The following is a 16,890-nucleotide window of genomic DNA, read 5'->3' on the forward strand; positions in this document are numbered from 1 at the left end:
TTAAGGGTAAATTAAAAAAGGAGGAGTTTCTTTATGAGAACTTCAAAAATATTCACTGATAATTTAAAAAAAAGAATTATAACTATGGAAATGTTAGAATTGGCACTTTATTCAATAAATAAGAGAGCAAAAAATTGCAGAGATAAAAAACAAGAGTACTATTATAAAGGAAAAAGTAGTAGATATGATAAATATTTTAAAAGTGTTGAAAAATATAAAGAAAAGGAAAAAGAATATTACTCACAGAAAGATATACTCTTATGCACTCTTTTAAAGCCTATTTATATACATGAAGAAAGTATCAAAAGAGAACATCGTATAAGATATTATGATTATGAACCAGAATTTGAAAATTTGAGTGATAAAGCTGTATACGAAAATGGGTACTATGATAAAGAGGTTGGTGATTATGTTGAATTTATAGATATTATTGAGATAGAAGAAACTAAAAATTACTATTTGTTTTATAAAACAAATAAATATTCATTTCATACTCCAATTTCTGAACAAATAGCTAAGAAAAGTAATATTGATATTATTCATATAGAGGGCTTAAATACTGAAGGAAAAGAGATTACTGAATTAGTTTCTACTCAATTTGTAAAAAAGCTAATGGAATTGGTTGCAAGTAAAGAATATGAATTCGTTAATGAAGAATGTGAGATAAGATAATTTAAGATTATTAGACGTGTTATAGGTATAATTATGCACTAACTATTAAAAATGTGCTACTTTTTAGAAAAATAATTGATATATTAACAAACTATTGATAAATTACATTGGTGGATTGATGATATTATGTTTTTTTCACGACAAGGTGATCAGAGGTTAGTGGTGGAGGTAGTTCTGTTGCTGGAGCAATAGCAGGAGCTGCTATAGTAGGTGAAGTAGGGGCTTTAGTTGGAAGTAGAAAAGAAATTAAAATTGAAACCAAAATGGTTGATAATCGTCAAACTATACTAGCAATAAAAAAAGATACACAAGAGAAATATTCATTTTTTAGTTCAGAATCATATGATGTATTTTTGAAATTAATTTCTCAGAAAGAATTTAATATTGCATATAAACAAAGTTCTGATACAAATATTAATAGCAGCCAAGAGGATATTTATTTTAAGATTGAGAAACTTGCAGATTTAAAAGAAAAAGATATTATAACTGATGAAGAATTTAATGAGAAGAAAAGAAAGTTGTTAGATGAAATGTAAAAATTATGTAAGATAATAAAGGGCATAGCAGCCCTTATTTTTTGAATAAATTTAAGCTTCAATATTGATAAAAATCAACTTTGGAATGTATAATTGTAGTTAATGGAATTTTATAAATTAAAAGGAATAAAGTTGTTTGGTTAAGAAGTTAGACTTATATTAAATATGATGTTTGAGGACTTATAAAGAGGTGATAATAAAACATGATTAATATTTTAGACGAGTATGCAATTAACAATGAAGATGCTAAGGTTATTGTATTAAAAGATACAACAATAAAAATATTAGATGATGACTATACTTTGCATAAAGGAATTATTTATGATATGCATGGAGATTATTATCTAATAGAAAATGGTGAAACTGAATTATATTATACTATTAAAATTAATAATAATGCTCCTATTTCAGTGTCAGGAAGGCATATGTCACAATTATGTTATGTATGCATAGATGATTGGTCTATTGAAGGTAAGGAATGTCTAATAGGATTACTGAATGAGCCTAATGAAGATACAAAATTAGCTAGTATATTAGATGTAGAAGAAGAAATAAATGAAGCTTGTATTAGTGAAGGAATACCTTATGAAGATAGACAAATGTATGCTTGGAATGGTGATAATGGTGGTATCATAGTAGTAAAAGAAGGGGTATATATTTGGAGTGAAGAAAATAATAGGTATGTAGAATTTTAAAGTTGAATATGTTGAATATAAAGTGGGAAACTTATATAAATGCAGGGGGTAAATATGAAGTGGGTATATACAATTCATCCATTATTTAAAGAAAATGGAGAATGGCTAACTAGAAGCGTTGAAATGTTTGATAGTAAAGAGGAAGTTATAAATAAAGGAATGATTATGGCTAAAGATTGTGGACATAATAGTTTTTATATTGGACAATGTAAAAATTCTAAATTTATAAATACAGAAGAAATAAAAGTAGTTTATGATTAATAAGTAAATAAATGAAATAATTCATCTTATATTTGAGATGGCGAAATTCAGAATATGGATATTTTGATATGATTAGAAAAATAAATTCTATGAATCCAAGAGAATTTGAGGTGTTTATTTGTAATCTTTTCCCGTAATACTGGATGAACCACTGATACAATTGATTTGTAGCTATATTAAGTTATATTTTGTAATACAAGAATGAAATACAGTATAAAGCACTAATACTACTGACTTTATACTGTATTTTTCTATACTCTGTAATCTTTTCATGTAATACGGAAAATGTTAATCTTCAATAATCTCTAAAATAGCACATCAGTTTAAAATACTTTGTAATACTATGATAACCTAGTAATACCAACGTTCTAGGGTGCATTTCAAAGGCTTTTGTAATCTTTGGTTGTAATCTTTTCCTGTAATACTATATAGACCATTGATATAACTGGTTTAAAACTATATTAATCCACATATGGTAATACAAGATTGTAATACAGTATAAAGTATTGGTACTTCTGACTTTATACTGTATTTTATTATGCTTTGTAATCTTTGCTTGTAATACGCAAAATGTTAACTTTGAATAATCTCTAAACAGCACATCAGTTTAAAATGCTCTGTAATACCGATATACTCTAGCAATACCAATACTTTAAGGTATATTTCAAAGGTTTCTGTAATCTTTGGTTGTAATCTTTTTTCGTAATATAAGATAAAGCATTGACATAGCTAATTTAACAATATATTAAACCATGTTCTGTAATATAAGATTGTAATACAGTATAAAGTATTGATACTCCTGACTCTATACTGTATTTTATTATACTCTGTAATCTTTGCTTGTAATATAGGAAAAAATCATAGCTTTTATATTTTTTTTAGCCTTTTAATATATAAATGCAGGAGGCTGGTGTAAATGAAAGAATGTTTTAGTTTCAGTTTTAAGTGTTATGAAGATAATGAAGAAGATGCATTGATACTGGAAGCTCTTTCTAAGTCTAAGTGTTCAAATAAAACTGAATTTATTAAAGAATGTATTCTAAAAGCTATTAATAATCAAGACAATAATCAATACTTGGCAGCAGATATTGCTGATATTAACAAGAAATTAGATATTTTAATAGCAAAAGCACCTGTAACAGTAGAAAAAATGCAGGAAAGCGAAAAAATAGAAGTAAAAGAACAATCTATACCTAATCAAGAAACTGCAATAAAACCCACTGTAAAGCTTGATACAGCTACAGTTGAAAGTAATAAAGAGGCTACAATAAGACCTACTATAAAAATTGATAATCCTACGTCTGAGAAAAATGAAGAAGCTCCAGTAAAATCTGTTGTAGAAGTTGATAACTCTATGTCTGAACAACATCAAGAACCCGTTGTTAAATCAACAATGGACAATGCTACACCTAAACAAAATGAGGAACCTGGTGAATCAACTTCTAAAGAAGAACAACAAGTAAAGAAAAATATATTAGATTGTATGGCAAAATTTATAAAAATGTAAATTGAAAGGGATGTTGTTATGTACAATGAAAAAGACTTGGATTTGCGATTATTAAGGAAAGATAAAACTCTTGGAAGTGGCTTTTTTGCTACTGTTTGGGATGAAAATGCTGAATTAATTAAAGCTTTTGAAAAAATAAATTCTAAACCTGTTTTAACTATAAAAAACAAAGCAGATTTATTATTTTATCATGATTTCTGTGCTAAAACTGAATACATTAAAGCTAAGTTTTTAGAAAGTTTTTATGCTGTTAATGAGATTATGCCTTATGATGATGACACTGTTGATTCTGTATTAGAACCAGTAATACCAAAGTGTGAGTTTGATCCCGAAAATGAGATTTTTCATATGAAATTGGACTTTGTCCCTTTCCTCCATTTTAGCTCTATAAAAGAATTTATAAAAGTAAAACATGCAATTCTTAGGTTGACATTGGAAGGAATAAAGCGATTAAAAGTGAAACCAAACTATGGGAAAAATGCAGTGCTAATTATTTTCACATTATATTCACCTTATGTATTTGATGTAGATAATGTTGATTTTAAATACATCATTGATGCCTTTAGATATTCTAAATTTTTTTATGATGATAGTTATAAATATGTTTCATACATGGTAGAAGGAAGAGAAAACAAAATGCACCCTCTGATAGAAGTTAAAATTATTAGAAAAGATAGAATTTCTGGCTTAAAATAACTGAAAAAAGCACTGCAATAAATCGGAAAACCCGAAATATAAAAAAGCACATGCTTTTATAAATTTAATAAGCATATGTTTTTTACTGTTTTTTAGCAGAAATCAAAGTGAGTAATACAAGCTAAAGAGCTTTGTCCAATAATAAATTTATCAATATAAATAAAAAGAGATTAGCAATTATGGGGTATGAGGGTGCAAAAATAGGTATTTGGTGTTCACCACACTAATAAATCCCACTACGTAGTTACTGAGCTTCAAGTATAGACACACAAACATGAGTAGGTAAAAAAATAAAGAGATAAATAAGAAAATAAACAACAAAAGATATAGCTTCAAGCATAGATAAAAATAAAAAATAGATAAAAGGGAAGAGGACTTCAAGCATAACACTTCAAGCATAGAGATAGTGCAAAAATAAGTGCTGCATATATGTAGAGAAGTAGAAGTTTATAAGACTGTAATAATAATAAAAAGTAAAAAATAAAAAAGGAAGGAGAGGGAAAGAAATATGGAAAATACCAAAACAAATACAAAGCAAATAATAGAAAAAATAAAAAAGGAAATGAAGAATGAAAAGAAGCACCTGGAGGAAGCGGGGCTGGATGAAAAAACCATAAAAGAATTACTGAAGGAAAAATATATGAGAATTTTAATGGAGAGAGATAAGGGAACTAGCCGTAGCATATGTTCACGATTTATCGACTCTATCTTAAAGGTAATATAAAGCTTTGACATCACCACCCAACCCAAGCACATTGAAACCCAAGCATATTGAATTTGTACCACTGGGCCGAGGAACTAACTTGTATAACCATAGCCTTAGCATACACCACCCAAAGAACCAAGAGAGCCAAAGCCAAAGTGCGGACCCCACCACTCAACTCATATAGAGTTTATACACCAAGTATATATTCTATCCCCAAAATAGCTGGATCTGCACTACTCATATTTATATAAAATAAATAACTATAACTTTGTCCAAGCATAAATAAGAAAAAAGATAACAAAAGAGACGGAAAAAGAAAATATTTATCCAACTATTAGTATGTGCTACACATAGCTTTGTCCAAAAGAATAGCTTCTAAGAGGGATAGGATTATTCATGATTAAGCAAATAACCATTAGTACGTACTACTCAATAGCTTTGTCCAAAATAAAAAAGGAGTGAAAAGTAATATGATACAAATAACTGAACGTGATTTAAAGTTTTTAAAACTACTAAGCCAAGAGGGAGCTTGTAGTGCCAAGATACCAAAAATAATATACCCTGCTAGATATTCACGAAATAGATTAAAAAAATTAGAAGAAGAAAAATTAATAAAGAAAAGATATAACTTGATTATGTTAGCTACAAAAGGGATAGAGTATTTAGAAAGCATAGGCGAAAAGCCAAAGAATGTAAGCACCTATCAACGGGAGCTGCAAAATAGGATAGCACTTGCTTTAGATTTAAGATATGAACTACCGAATCTGGAAATAATAACGTCATCAAAATATAAAAAACAACAAAATTTAAATAGAGGAATGATATTTGTAGCTGCTGCTCGAACTAAGCAAGGAGAAGACTATTTGATTTATAATGTGCCAACAAAAATAAGTGTTGAAAATACTAAGCTATTAATTAAAGAGTTAAGAAGTAGAAATTCAAATATCTACGGAACTATTATACTAACTAAAAAGAAAAACTTTGTCCAAACATTAATTAATAAAAACATACCTATACGGGATTTAATAGTGCTGCCACATCAAGAGTATTTTTTAGAGTTAATAGATGCACTATATCATGAAGATTTTGATAAAAAAATCATAGAGTTAGCTGATCCTAGTGTAGCTGGAGAAGAAGATATTTTTACTGAGAAGAAAACTCAATATGTATATAAAAACACTGTCTATATGAACATGGTGCTCAATAATATAAGTATTTTTTCTTATCTGCAAGGGGTAAATTCTATATTAAGTATAAGTGGTAGTAACTCAAATAGAAAATATTGTATTGTTTGCTTAGATATTCAACAAAGCTATATAAGAAAAGAAATAGAAAAAAGAAATTTAGATGCCAATATAGAGATAGAGCTAATAACTTTGTCCAAAGAAGATATTTTAAATACATTATCTTAAAAATCTGAAAACCACACCTTCTAAGGGGATGTGGTTTTCTTTAATTTCATCACATTGCTTTTAATGTACCAAATATCGTTTTAAAAGCGTTTAATATTTAAAACTCATTCTACTATCTAATTCATATGAAGTAGTGCTTAAAATTGAAATTTCATACCTTCAATGGCTAAATCATAGAAACTAATATCCTTTTAGTGAATAATATTCCAAAATTCCTATTTAATAGTTTTTATAATATGGAAATTTAGAACTCTGAGTTTTAGCTAATAACTTTGTCCAAAGAAGATATTTTAAATACATTATCTTAAAAATCTGAAAACCACATTCCTAAGCGAGTGTGGTTTTCTTTATTTTCATCACATTGCTTTTAATGTACCAAATATCGTTTTTAAAGCGTTTAATATTTAAAACTCATTCTACTATCTAATTCATATGAAGTGGTACTTAAAATTGAAATTTCATGCCTTCAATGGCTAGATTATAAAAACTAATATCCTTTTGGTGAATAATATTCCAAAATTCCTATTTAATAGTTTTTATAATATGGAAATTTCCAACTCCGAATTTTATAAGTATAGATTATACTGTTCAAACCATTGAAAATGCTTTGACTTTCGAAAATCGAAACTCTTGATTTTCGAAAATCGAAACTCTTGACTTTCGAAAATCGAAACTCTTGACTTTCGAAAATCGAAACTCTTGACTTTCGAAAATCGAACGCATACTAAGACTTACTATTACTAAGACTTACTATTACTAAGACTTACTATTACTAATTGTAGTAGTAGTAATATGCAACAACTTACAAAATTTTGAAATTTTTTGAAAAATCATAGATAAAAGTTATTAAGAAAGAAACTTTCTTGGATTTTTATACATAAGTACAGCTTTGTCCTACTTCTATTTTATTTTTTTGTAAAAGAAAGCTATTTATTATCACTATAAAAATGGAAGGAGGAATAATAGACAAAAATATTATGTCTATTAGAAAGAGATGAAAAAAGTTTACTTTAAGTTTTCAAAAGAACAATGGTTACAATTATTAGCATTAGGGATTTTTTTCTTTATTTGCAGCATATTTATGTTCACGCCTCTTATTCTTCAATGCAAATCGAACAAGTTGGTAAAATATTGGGAAATATAGAGAACTCAAGGAATGAATTTCATAAAACATTTACTCAATTAGCTACTACGATTATAGGATTAACATCTTAAAAAATTGTGACGAAACTGTTTTGATACATATATCTCCTGCAGCTGCGGCAGTTTTTATTATGCTAAAATAACTTTAGCATAATTTATTGATTGAATTCGAAACTAAATGTTATAATTATACATCATATGAAAAATAATCTAATGAGACTTGTAAAATATATGGGGGGAATCGTAGTGAAAAAATGTTTTATTATAAGTAGAATTGGTGAAAAAAATAGTGAAATAAGAAAAGATGCAGATAAAGTTCTAAGGCATATAATCAGACCTGTTACCGAACAATTAAATTATGAAGCTATTAGGGCAGATGAGCAGATGAATCCTAATAGGATATCCAAATCTATAATTCAAAGTATTATTGAATCAGATTTAGTTATAGCTGATCTTACAGGACATAATCCAAATGTTTTTTATGAACTTGCTATAAGACACACTATAGGCAAGCCTGTGATTCAGATAATAAAGAAAGGTGAAACTATTCCATTTGATATAAATCATATTAGAACAATAACTTATGATTTTGAACTTGATTCTGTAGATGAAGCAAAAAAATATTTAAAAGAATATATCGAAAATATTGAAAATGCAGAAGTTAGTGATAATCCTGTTACTGATATATTAAAGCTAGATAATATATCTTTACTTAATACAGAAGATATATCAGTAGATTCAGCAATAAATGAGTTGGCAAGTGAAATAAAGAAAATTCCTGCATACTTCAATGATTTAGAAAATAGAATAGCGGGAAGAATTTCACAATTGGTAGAAAATGCAAATAATACGATAGCAACGGATAGTACTTTAACAGCAGAAGAAAAAATGGGAATGGTGGCAATGGAAAAGATTTTATCAAATCCGGCTGTTGGTGAGAAATTATTTGATGAATTACTAAAAGGAACTTTACATAAAAAAACTAAAAAGTGATAGATACTACGAAGATATTATGCAAAATATATTAAAATAAGTATATTTATTAAATTTGAATGTATATATTTATAACTATGTAAAGTAAAACTATGCATTAAAAATAGAATTAAAAATAGTATAGTTATACATAGATTGGAAAAGAAAATAGTTTGTCAAATAGTATTATTTTCATATATAAAATAGAGGGAGATCAAGATAATGGTAAAAACATTAAGTATTTTTAATAATAAAGGTGGAGTAGGTAAAACAACTTATATGTATCATATTGCCTATTTATTAGCGGCTAAAGGTATAAAAACATTAATGGTAGATTGTGATAGTCAATGTAATTTAACTGCTTATGCGTTACATGATAATTATATTCTAAAAGCGTGGAATGAAAAGGGAAATAGTATTTTTAGAGCTATTGAGTTAGTACATAGATGATTAGGCGATATTAGAAAAAGATTGCCTTATAAATTAAGAGAGAACTTGTTTCTTATTCCTGGAGATGTTAACTTAAGTATTTTCGAAGATAGATTAGGGGATACATGGTCAAGTGCTAGTAGAGATGAATCTTCAATAAGAATTCAATCTGCTATATATAGATATATACAATTTGCAGCAGAAAAAGTAGATGCAGATATAATCCTTGTTGATTTAGGACCTAATTTAGGTGCTTTAAACAGGGCTGTTCTCGGTGGAAGTGATTATTTTATAATACCAGTGTCACCGGACCTCTTTTCCATACGTGGTACTGAAAATTTAGGTAATAAATTAGTAACTTGGCATCAAGAATGGAAACAATGTAATGAAAGATGGGCCAAAAGTATAGACATTCCTCATGGAAAGCCTAAATTTTTAGGTTATGTTGCTCAACAACATAATATTCGTTCAAACAAGAACGGTATGACAAAAGGATGGCAGATATTTGGAAATGAATTGGAGAAAGCAATCCAACAAAATATAATAGAAAAACTACAGTCGTTGGGACAGATAGAATATTGGAAAAGTGGTAATTATAATTTAGGTAAAATACCTAATTTACATAGTTTAGTACCTTATTCTCTCAATGCAAGAAAGCCTGTGTTTGAATGTACAAGTTTCGAAGGTTTGACAGGAGCGCATATTACAAGGGCAAAAGGAAGTAGAAAATATTTTGAACCTATGATTACAACTATTATGAGTATTTTAATTAGAGATAAAGCAATTGAAGATAAAATAGTAGGATAAATGTGCAGTATGAATATATCTTATGATAAATATGATTGTTACTAGGTAGAGGTGGAGTTAGTGCAAAAGTAGAATCAAATTGAGTTCTACACAATATACATTGTGCTGAATTAATAAAAAAGCGTGAAGTCTTAATTTATAAGGCTTCACACTTTTTATTGTACTCTATTTTATTATCCAGTTACGCATAACAATGATATGAAAATACTTTGAGTAATTATAAAATGATAAATAGATATGATTATTTACTTAAAACTTTAATTAAAAGTTTTTTTATGTTTCTTATAGTATTTTTTCTATAAGATATAACTTCTGTATCTCCGATATCTTGGATTGCTAATAAGCTTTTAAAAGCTATAAGTGCTTTTTCATCACTTAATATTTTGTCTTGAACTGAAAGATAATTTTTAGGTGTTGGAACTATTTTAATATAGTAAGGCATAACATTACATTTTTTTTCATCAGTTATATCTTTGGCTAGGACTGACATGAATAATTTACCTTTATCTCGAGAATATCTTGACCACTCTCTATCATGGAAAAGCTTCCTAGAGAATAGGGAAAGATCTTTACCGCTAACCTTTATATTTTTATTGTTTACTTTAATATAAAGAAGTATTTCTATGTGTTGTTTTTCAATAGATATGAGTTTGATATTTTTAGAATTTTGAAATTTATCATTAAATTCGTTAATCGCATAAAATATATCTTCAGATTTCGTTATAAAATCAAGATTTGTTCCTTCTTCTGTAGGCACCTTGAAGGATAATTTAAATCTAAATACTTTTATAAAATCATTATCAATTGTTACATTAGTATTAAGTGGAATTGTCATACTAATAATTCTCCTTAATATTTCTCTTTATATATATATATTAAAAAAAGAGAAAATTATTACAGCATTAATAGAAAAATTTATATTTAAGAGAAAAAATATAAACATTTAAGAGAGAATATATCAATTAGTTAAGTATTCAAAAATATATAATATTACAATGAAACCGTCAAATATTTTAGTAATTATAAAATTAGGTTTTTATTGTTTTTTGAGAAGAGAACATTAGAGGAGATTCTAATTAACAAAAAACAATTAAGAAGTTTTTTCTTAATTAGGAATATCCTCAACATAAGTAGAATAAATATACTATAGAATAATTTTGAAGGAGATATTTATGGTACGAAGAAGATTCAAAAGTGATTCTGACGAAATCAAACATTATATTGTGGAGCAATTAAAAGATAATAAGGCATATTCAATAGCCGAGATAAAAGAATATGTAGAAGCAATGGCTGGGAGAAAGTTTACTAATTCGAAATATGCTGGCGTGCTTGCAAGACTTGTGAAGAGCAAAGATTATATGAATATAGAAAGAGGATTTTATATGAAGGCAATGGAAATTAAAAAACTAGACATTAAAACGGTAACTGCTGAGATATTCAAGGAATCAATTAACAAGATTGATAAATATATGAACAAGTTAAATCTAAGAAAGCTATCAAAAGAAGAACTTGATAGTATTGAGACTATAAACGAAACCATCTCTATATTAGAGCAGAAGCTTAATATAAAAGAATAAATCTTTAAATAAAAAAGTAGCTCTATATGAAAAGTAAATATTATATGTTATGAGCTTTAAAGCCGTTAAAACAAAATTTAACGGCTTTTTATGATATTGAAATAGAAATGTATTAGTCTATGTAAATGTTGAAGATTGAACTAATTAGGATACATAGATATTTTAAGGTGTAAATGGTATAATTTATACAAATATTCAAATAAAAGTTTTTATGATATATTTAATTGATTTATGAAATATAATTTAAATATTGAAAATAAGAAATAAAAAATATTAATAATTTTAAAATTTAATATTGATGTTTATAGGAGGAAATATAATGGGGTTATTAGGTGATTTATTAAAAGTAACAGGCAAGGTAGTAGGAGGTATTGCTGAGGTTGCATTAAAGGGTACAGGTGAAATAGTAGGTGGCATTGCAGAAACCTTAGGAAGTGATGAAGTTGCAGACTTTTCTAGAGATATTGGGAATGGACTTGGTGAAGCAGTTAATGAAGTAGCGAAATTTACTAGTAATGTTACAGGAGCAGTAGTTGATACTGCTGTAGATGTATCAAGTGAAATAGGTGGAGGAATTGGTGAATTTGTAGCAGAAGTTGCTGGAGGAAATTCACAAGATATCCAAACAGCAAAAAAAGTAGGCAAGGTAATTGGTGGAGCAGCAGCAGGATTAGCAGTAGGTGATGTAGCTGGAGCTGCTATTACTGGAGTAACTTCTGCTACATCAGCAGCTAGTACAGGGACGGCTATTTCTACACTTCATGGGGCTGCACAAACAAGTGCAACTTTAGCTAATATAGGTGGAGGCGCTATAGCGGCAGGCGGAGGTGGAATAGCAACTGGTCAAGCAATTCTAAATGGAATTAATGTTGCGACTACTGTTTCAGGGGGAATAGAAGGAATAAATAAATCTTCAAATCAATTCTCAAAACAGGAAATATCTATAGAAAAAAATAAATCTATAAATAATTCACAAGCTAGAGTAACTACTAAAAAGTCAACAAATATATTAAGTAAAAAAGAAATAGACTTAGTGAGAAATGATATGGAAAAGCAAGAAATTGAACGTATAGTATATATGATAAAATCGATTTTCCCTAATAATCGAAAAACTAAAGATTTAATTAGACGTATAAAAAGAAAAGAAGTCAATATGAAACAAATACACGAAGAAATTCATCAATATAGACAAGAATTACAGAGAAATGCTTTAAATGAATTAAATAAAAAAACATTAGAAATCCAGAATAATAACATGAGAGAGGTGATGAAAGGAAGGTATATGCAAAGATAATAAAAGATTTTTTAGTAATTGCTGTAGTGGAAAAGTTAATACTTATTTATGTTGAAAAATATGCAATTGTACAGCAGAAGAGATTAAATTGTAGTGGTATAATAGCAAAAAATTATGAAGATACTGTTTTGAAACATATAGCTCCTGCAGCTGCGGGGGTTTTATTATACTAAAATATACTTTAGTGTAGTTAAATTTAATCTGAAATATTATTATTATACATGATATTGGGCATTAAATAGTTAAGTTAAAGTACTTAAAAATATGATAAATAAATTTAAAAAGTAATATAAAAATAATTATTGATAAGGTGATAAATATGGCTAATACAAATCTCTTAAAAACAAAAATTGAACCAGATATAATAAATGGTTTTCAAAAAAATATTGTTGTACAGAAATAAAATTTAATAAAAAAGATCTAAGAAGAATTTTTATAGAAATGGAACCTGATATGATATCATATGATGAAAAAAAAGGTGTTTTATATGTTGGGGAAATAACCACATCTGGATATTTAGGCAAAAATAATAAAGATTTTCATATAGGTGCTGTAAAAAAGGTATTTGAAGCTTTTTCAAAATTTTACTTACTACATAAAGAGGAAAAACACATTTTTAGTGAAATATTAAACTACTATCCGTTAATAAAACCAAATAAATTACAGTGTTTTTTTATAGTACCCAAAGGAGCAAGATTTATTAATGCATTAGGATATAGAAAAAAATTATTTGAAACTGAATATATGACATTAGAAGAAATTGAATTATCACAAGAAAATAAAGAGGTGATGTTAGAAGTATTAAACAATACAAGATGTGAAATGAAGAATAAAAGGTAAATCTTTGTATAACATCATATTTTGAATAATAATAAATAAAATTTCAATGTAAACTTTTAGATAAAATATTACATTCGCTGAAATGGATACAAGTATTGATATTAAAGGGCTGACACTAATTTAGTGTTAAGCTCTTTTTATATTACTGCTCTTGAATGTATAGTTTTACAGGGATATGGGGTAATCCTAGGGTAACTACGATAAACCGCAAACTCACTTCCCTTATCTGTAAATAAGTCCATATTTCCAAGATACTTTACGCCTATTTTTAAATATTCCTTTAAAAATAGGCTAGTTTTCTAAAGTTAAGCAGTTTAACAAAGCTATATTAATTAAATTAATATGACAAACTTACAGCTAAGGTTTAAGCAAAATACTATATTCAAATGGTTAAAACATAGTTATACCAATACTTCAAGTGTATTATATTAATTTGTCAAAATACCTATTGTGTAAAACTGAGTTTGTACTCTATGACAGCTACCCTGTTATTACCCCTACTAAAAACAATAAAAGAAACAAGAAAAGCCACGTGTTGGGATTTATATGCAAAATGTGGCTTTTCTTGTATGTATGTCGACTGTACCCCTTAAGGATTAGTACCCCAGATAAAACTCTTATTATTGCCAAAATTTTTTAAATATCCATTTTCTAAGACCCAATCCACAAGAACCTCCAACTACTGTAAGAGGTATTAATATATCTAAAAAATTTTTTGTCGCTTCTGCGAATCCTAATTGAGTTATACAATATATAGTTATGCCTATTGCTATAACTGCTCCTGTAATAGCTCCCCCAATACACCACTTAAATAACATATTTCAAAACTCCTTTTTTATCATGATTAAATATATTTTAATATATTTTGATAAATTATGAAACTATAGAATAAGGAGTATATGTTTGTAAAAAGCGTTAGATTATTCAAAGATTTATGTTTAATTACAAAATATGCTATAACACTATTAGGTCAAATGACACTATATATCTTAGGTATTTTAAAATTATAAACATAATTGTAAAAAAAGGAGGCAAATGAACTTGCAAAAAAAAATGATGATATTAGTATTTATAACTATTCTTAGTACTAGTTTAGTTTGTTGTAGTGCTGGATCAAAAACGCCAGAAGATTTTGTACATAAATTTTTTAAAGAAGATGATGTTGAGAAATTCGCCAATTACATTGTATATCCCGAACACTTTTATGATGAGGAAGGAAATATTAAAGAAGAGTCTAAAGAAGACGTTAAAAAGCAATCGGAATTACTAAACTATGTATTATCAACAACACTTGCAGACTATGTAATAGAAAATTCTGAAACTAATGAAGATGTTACTATAGTTCATTTGGATAACGTCCCTTGTAATATTGATGCGTTTCTTAAACCGGGTGATAAAGGTTATAAATTATATGCTGGAGCAACCTTTGGTTTAAATGATAAATTAACATTCTCAAAATATATACAGGAAGACGAGGAGATGCAACAACCTTACATCATTAGAGTTCGTGCTGAGTTGGATGATTACTATGATGGTTATTATTCAGATAAAGAATTTACGCATTACTCAATAAAATTAAAAGAATCTATGAGTAGTGATGTTATTTTCGGCTACATTGATAAAAAGCACGGTGAAGAACTGTACAATATTCTAAAAGACGGTTTAGAGCATAACATCACGTTAATGGTATCAATGATGTCGCCAAAACACTCTGTAGTTAGTGTATTTGAAATAGAGTCAGTTATTTCTGATTCTTGGTTATTACCTAAAAATATAGAAGATGAGCATATTCCATAAAGAGAACACTACGTTCTCTTTGTTTTTTACTGTAAAATTAGAAGGGGTACGGCAACCATTCATGTAAAAACGGGCCACTTCCCATTTTATGTAATAATACAAGGGTTCTTATTTAAATTACACGAATGGTTGCCGTATGGCTAAAAGACTTACTTGACAGTCTTGATTATATTGATATGGAATATTTTGTTTTTAAAAGTAGAAAGGGGCAAGATAAACCAATAACAAGACAACAGGCTCTTAATATATTAAAAGATGCTGCAATTTCCGTTGGAGTTAATGAAAATATAGGGATTCAGCAAGATGATGTGAATGAACTTTATGATCAGTTGAATATTGAGTAATCATCAAAATAAGTAATTGAGTTTGCGGGTGGTCGTAGCTACCCTAGGATTACCCCTATATAGAGTAAAACAGTGCATTAGAAATATATTTAAAACATATGTTTACTAATTAATTAAAATACGATATACTAAAAGTAGTTAATAAATTAATTAGTGAACGGAGTGAGTGTATTGAAACTAAAAGAAGATGTCATAGCTGCAAGTGAGAAGTACCTCTATGTAACAGAGGAACGGGATAAGGAAGAAGATACAATCATACTTGATGAGATAAGTTAGCATGAAATGATAGATGGAATGGAATGTTTAAGGAAAATTTGGATAGAGGATAGTGGAACTATAACAATTTATAAGTTTACAGCTGGATATGCTGATAGAGAGAAATATAGACACGTGAGGAAATTCAACATAACAGCAGATAAATTAAAAAAAGCCTATTGCAATTTGAATAAATAAAATTAGTTTGGAAATTAATTAGTATACGGAGGTAAATATTGATATGGCAAGTATAACAAAAAAAGAATTGCAAGAGCAACTGGAACAAGCAGATAGGGTTATAGATATGCAGCAACAAAAAGAAGATATATTAAATGATAAGGGCGTTGTATCAAAACAAGAGTTTGATGGGATTTGCAACGAATTAGAGCGTATTCAAATTAATTATAAAACGCTTAAAGAACTATATGAAAAACTAAATGATAAACTTGTTGCATATAAGAACGGACATGAAAATTTTGTAAAACAAATTGAATTAAACACAAAGAATACCAATTCACTAAATACTCATATTGATTTATTAGAAAAGAAATGCGAAGATCTAAAAAAAGACAATAATACACTAGAAGTTTACAGGAATAAATTAGAAAAAGACAATGAAAAATTGAAAGCTGAAAATCGTAAATTAATTAATAATGAAACAGTAACAGTAAAAAAACATAATGAACGTGGAGCAGGAAGGAGAAGTAATCTAACAGAGGAACAAATGCAGGGGATTAAAGAGTTGCACCAGGAAGGAATGAGTTATGGGAAAATTGCTAAAGAAGTTGGATTAAGTAAAGCTTACGTTTATAAATTAATTAACTCAACTTTCGCACTACGAAAAAGCTAGTTTTTCCTTGATAAAACTAGGTAATGTAGATATAAAATAGTCTAAAAAATCGTTGATTTGAGTTTTTGTAAGCGATAGCTTTTCATATAGTGCAGAC

The 16,890-nt window shown here is 27.8% G+C and carries 21 protein-coding genes and 1 pseudogene; 19 read left to right on the plus strand and 3 right to left on the minus strand.

The features are described 5' to 3' along the window. The first annotated feature begins 33 nt into the window (after nt 1-33). Nucleotides 34-672: a hypothetical protein gene (locus OIO11_RS03770; protein ID WP_268070032.1), complete on the plus strand. Its 639-nt coding sequence runs from the start codon at nt 34-36 to the stop codon at nt 670-672. A gap of 124 nt (nt 673-796) precedes the next feature. On the opposite strand, the gene OIO11_RS03775 is transcribed toward OIO11_RS03770, so the two are convergent. Continuing rightward, nucleotides 797-934 (minus strand): hypothetical protein, encoded by a 138-nt coding sequence (locus tag OIO11_RS03775; RefSeq protein ID WP_268070033.1) that lies wholly within the window; start codon nt 932-934, stop codon nt 797-799. Between the two features lies 1 nt (nt 935). Here OIO11_RS03775 and OIO11_RS03780 point away from each other — a divergent pair, with 1 nt between their 5' ends. From OIO11_RS03780 to OIO11_RS03820, 9 genes and pseudogenes are all read left to right on the plus strand, one after another. Continuing rightward, a complete protein-coding gene (locus tag OIO11_RS03780; protein ID WP_268070034.1) occupies nt 936-1,208 on the plus strand; it encodes an SHOCT domain-containing protein in 273 nt (90 codons plus the stop codon). A gap of 203 nt (nt 1,209-1,411) precedes the next feature. Next, nucleotides 1,412-1,903, plus strand: a complete 492-nt coding sequence (locus tag OIO11_RS03785; RefSeq protein WP_268070035.1) for a hypothetical protein — start codon at nt 1,412-1,414, stop codon at nt 1,901-1,903. Between the two features lie 54 nt (nt 1,904-1,957). Then, nucleotides 1,958-2,164, plus strand: a complete 207-nt coding sequence (locus OIO11_RS03790) for a hypothetical protein (protein ID WP_268070036.1) — start codon at nt 1,958-1,960, stop codon at nt 2,162-2,164. Between the two features lie 916 nt (nt 2,165-3,080). Beyond that, nucleotides 3,081-3,671, plus strand: a complete 591-nt coding sequence (locus tag OIO11_RS03795; protein WP_268070037.1) for a hypothetical protein — start codon at nt 3,081-3,083, stop codon at nt 3,669-3,671. Between the two features lie 18 nt (nt 3,672-3,689). Beyond that, nucleotides 3,690-4,367, plus strand: a complete 678-nt coding sequence (locus tag OIO11_RS03800) for a hypothetical protein (RefSeq protein WP_268070038.1) — start codon at nt 3,690-3,692, stop codon at nt 4,365-4,367. A gap of 508 nt (nt 4,368-4,875) precedes the next feature. Further along, nucleotides 4,876-5,091 carry a hypothetical protein gene (locus tag OIO11_RS03805; RefSeq protein WP_268070039.1) on the plus strand — a complete coding sequence of 72 codons (216 nt, stop codon included), beginning with the start codon at nt 4,876-4,878 and terminating at the stop codon, nt 5,089-5,091. Between the two features lie 452 nt (nt 5,092-5,543). Continuing rightward, entirely contained in the window at nt 5,544-6,485 is a 942-nt protein-coding gene (locus OIO11_RS03810) for a hypothetical protein (RefSeq protein WP_268070040.1), read from the plus strand. A gap of 1,389 nt (nt 6,486-7,874) precedes the next feature. Then, nucleotides 7,875-8,621: a hypothetical protein gene (locus OIO11_RS03815; RefSeq protein ID WP_268070041.1), complete on the plus strand. Its 747-nt coding sequence runs from the start codon at nt 7,875-7,877 to the stop codon at nt 8,619-8,621. Nucleotides 8,622-8,822: 201 nt separating this feature from the next. Next, nucleotides 8,823-9,836 (plus strand): annotated as a pseudogene (locus tag OIO11_RS03820) (ParA family protein). Between the two features lie 241 nt (nt 9,837-10,077). Here the strand turns inward: OIO11_RS03820 and OIO11_RS03825 are convergent. Then, entirely contained in the window at nt 10,078-10,671 is a 594-nt protein-coding gene (locus OIO11_RS03825) for a hypothetical protein (RefSeq protein WP_268070042.1), read from the minus strand. Nucleotides 10,672-11,008: 337 nt separating this feature from the next. On the opposite strand from OIO11_RS03825, the gene OIO11_RS03830 reads away from it, so the two are divergent. The 4 genes from OIO11_RS03830 to OIO11_RS03845 all read left to right on the plus strand — a co-directional run bounded on the left by OIO11_RS03830 (nt 11,009) and on the right by OIO11_RS03845 (nt 13,547). Further along, nucleotides 11,009-11,413 carry a hypothetical protein gene (locus OIO11_RS03830; RefSeq protein ID WP_268070043.1) on the plus strand — a complete coding sequence of 135 codons (405 nt, stop codon included), beginning with the start codon at nt 11,009-11,011 and terminating at the stop codon, nt 11,411-11,413. A 319-nt stretch (nt 11,414-11,732) separates the two neighbouring features. Next, nucleotides 11,733-12,707: a hypothetical protein gene (locus OIO11_RS03835; RefSeq protein WP_268070044.1), complete on the plus strand. Its 975-nt coding sequence runs from the start codon at nt 11,733-11,735 to the stop codon at nt 12,705-12,707. Between the two features lie 26 nt (nt 12,708-12,733). Next, entirely contained in the window at nt 12,734-12,880 is a 147-nt protein-coding gene (locus OIO11_RS03840; protein WP_268070045.1) for a hypothetical protein, read from the plus strand. A 280-nt stretch (nt 12,881-13,160) separates the two neighbouring features. Then, the gene (locus OIO11_RS03845) at nt 13,161-13,547 is read left to right on the plus strand and encodes a hypothetical protein (RefSeq protein WP_268070046.1); all 387 of its coding nucleotides are present in this window, start codon (nt 13,161-13,163) and stop codon (nt 13,545-13,547) included. Between the two features lie 620 nt (nt 13,548-14,167). Here OIO11_RS03845 and OIO11_RS03850 read toward each other — a convergent pair. After that, entirely contained in the window at nt 14,168-14,365 is a 198-nt protein-coding gene (locus OIO11_RS03850; RefSeq protein ID WP_268070047.1) for a hypothetical protein, read from the minus strand. Between the two features lie 223 nt (nt 14,366-14,588). Between OIO11_RS03850 and OIO11_RS03855 the strand changes: the two genes are divergently transcribed. The 5 genes from OIO11_RS03855 (at nt 14,589) to OIO11_RS03875 (ending at nt 16,793) form a co-directional block, all read left to right on the plus strand. Then, nucleotides 14,589-15,344, plus strand: a complete 756-nt coding sequence (locus tag OIO11_RS03855) for a hypothetical protein (RefSeq protein WP_268070048.1) — start codon at nt 14,589-14,591, stop codon at nt 15,342-15,344. A 125-nt stretch (nt 15,345-15,469) separates the two neighbouring features. Beyond that, nucleotides 15,470-15,688 (plus strand): hypothetical protein, encoded by a 219-nt coding sequence (locus OIO11_RS03860; RefSeq protein ID WP_268070049.1) that lies wholly within the window; start codon nt 15,470-15,472, stop codon nt 15,686-15,688. Nucleotides 15,689-15,841: 153 nt separating this feature from the next. Beyond that, complete coding sequence (locus OIO11_RS03865) at nt 15,842-15,964, plus strand: hypothetical protein (protein WP_268070050.1); 123 nt, start codon at nt 15,842-15,844, stop codon at nt 15,962-15,964. Between the two features lie 6 nt (nt 15,965-15,970). After that, nucleotides 15,971-16,141 carry a hypothetical protein gene (locus tag OIO11_RS03870; RefSeq protein WP_268070051.1) on the plus strand — a complete coding sequence of 57 codons (171 nt, stop codon included), beginning with the start codon at nt 15,971-15,973 and terminating at the stop codon, nt 16,139-16,141. A gap of 43 nt (nt 16,142-16,184) precedes the next feature. Further along, a complete protein-coding gene (locus OIO11_RS03875) occupies nt 16,185-16,793 on the plus strand; it encodes a helix-turn-helix domain-containing protein (protein WP_268070052.1) in 609 nt (202 codons plus the stop codon). The last annotated feature ends 97 nt before the right edge of the window (nt 16,794-16,890 follow it).

Origin of the sequence: Clostridium sp. ZS2-4 (assembly GCF_026719745.1) — a bacterium.
Taxonomy (GTDB): domain Bacteria; phylum Bacillota; class Clostridia; order Clostridiales; family Clostridiaceae; genus Clostridium_H.

Bases quoted from the DNA above. Each gene is read 5' to 3' on its own strand.
- OIO11_RS03845 (WP_268070046.1), top strand. From the start codon at position 13,161: ATGATATCATATGATGAAAAAAAAGGTGTTTTATATGTTGGGGAAATA.
- OIO11_RS03830 (WP_268070043.1), top strand. From the start codon at position 11,009: ATGGTACGAAGAAGATTCAAAAGTGATTCTGACGAAATCAAACATTAT.
- OIO11_RS03805 (WP_268070039.1), top strand. From the start codon at position 4,876: ATGGAAAATACCAAAACAAATACAAAGCAAATAATAGAAAAAATAAAA.
- OIO11_RS03780 (WP_268070034.1), top strand. From the start codon at position 936: ATGGTTGATAATCGTCAAACTATACTAGCAATAAAAAAAGATACACAA.
- OIO11_RS03795 (WP_268070037.1), top strand. From the start codon at position 3,081: ATGAAAGAATGTTTTAGTTTCAGTTTTAAGTGTTATGAAGATAATGAA.
- OIO11_RS03825 (WP_268070042.1), bottom strand. From the start codon at position 10,671: ATGACAATTCCACTTAATACTAATGTAACAATTGATAATGATTTTATA.
- OIO11_RS03870 (WP_268070051.1), top strand. From the start codon at position 15,971: ATGATAGATGGAATGGAATGTTTAAGGAAAATTTGGATAGAGGATAGT.
- OIO11_RS03790 (WP_268070036.1), top strand. From the start codon at position 1,958: ATGAAGTGGGTATATACAATTCATCCATTATTTAAAGAAAATGGAGAA.
- OIO11_RS03835 (WP_268070044.1), top strand. From the start codon at position 11,733: ATGGGGTTATTAGGTGATTTATTAAAAGTAACAGGCAAGGTAGTAGGA.
- OIO11_RS03850 (WP_268070047.1), bottom strand. From the start codon at position 14,365: ATGTTATTTAAGTGGTGTATTGGGGGAGCTATTACAGGAGCAGTTATA.
- OIO11_RS03860 (WP_268070049.1), top strand. From the start codon at position 15,470: ATGGTTGCCGTATGGCTAAAAGACTTACTTGACAGTCTTGATTATATT.
- OIO11_RS03800 (WP_268070038.1), top strand. From the start codon at position 3,690: ATGTACAATGAAAAAGACTTGGATTTGCGATTATTAAGGAAAGATAAA.
- OIO11_RS03810 (WP_268070040.1), top strand. From the start codon at position 5,544: ATGATACAAATAACTGAACGTGATTTAAAGTTTTTAAAACTACTAAGC.
- OIO11_RS03770 (WP_268070032.1), top strand. From the start codon at position 34: ATGAGAACTTCAAAAATATTCACTGATAATTTAAAAAAAAGAATTATA.
- OIO11_RS03875 (WP_268070052.1), top strand. From the start codon at position 16,185: ATGGCAAGTATAACAAAAAAAGAATTGCAAGAGCAACTGGAACAAGCA.
- OIO11_RS03785 (WP_268070035.1), top strand. From the start codon at position 1,412: ATGATTAATATTTTAGACGAGTATGCAATTAACAATGAAGATGCTAAG.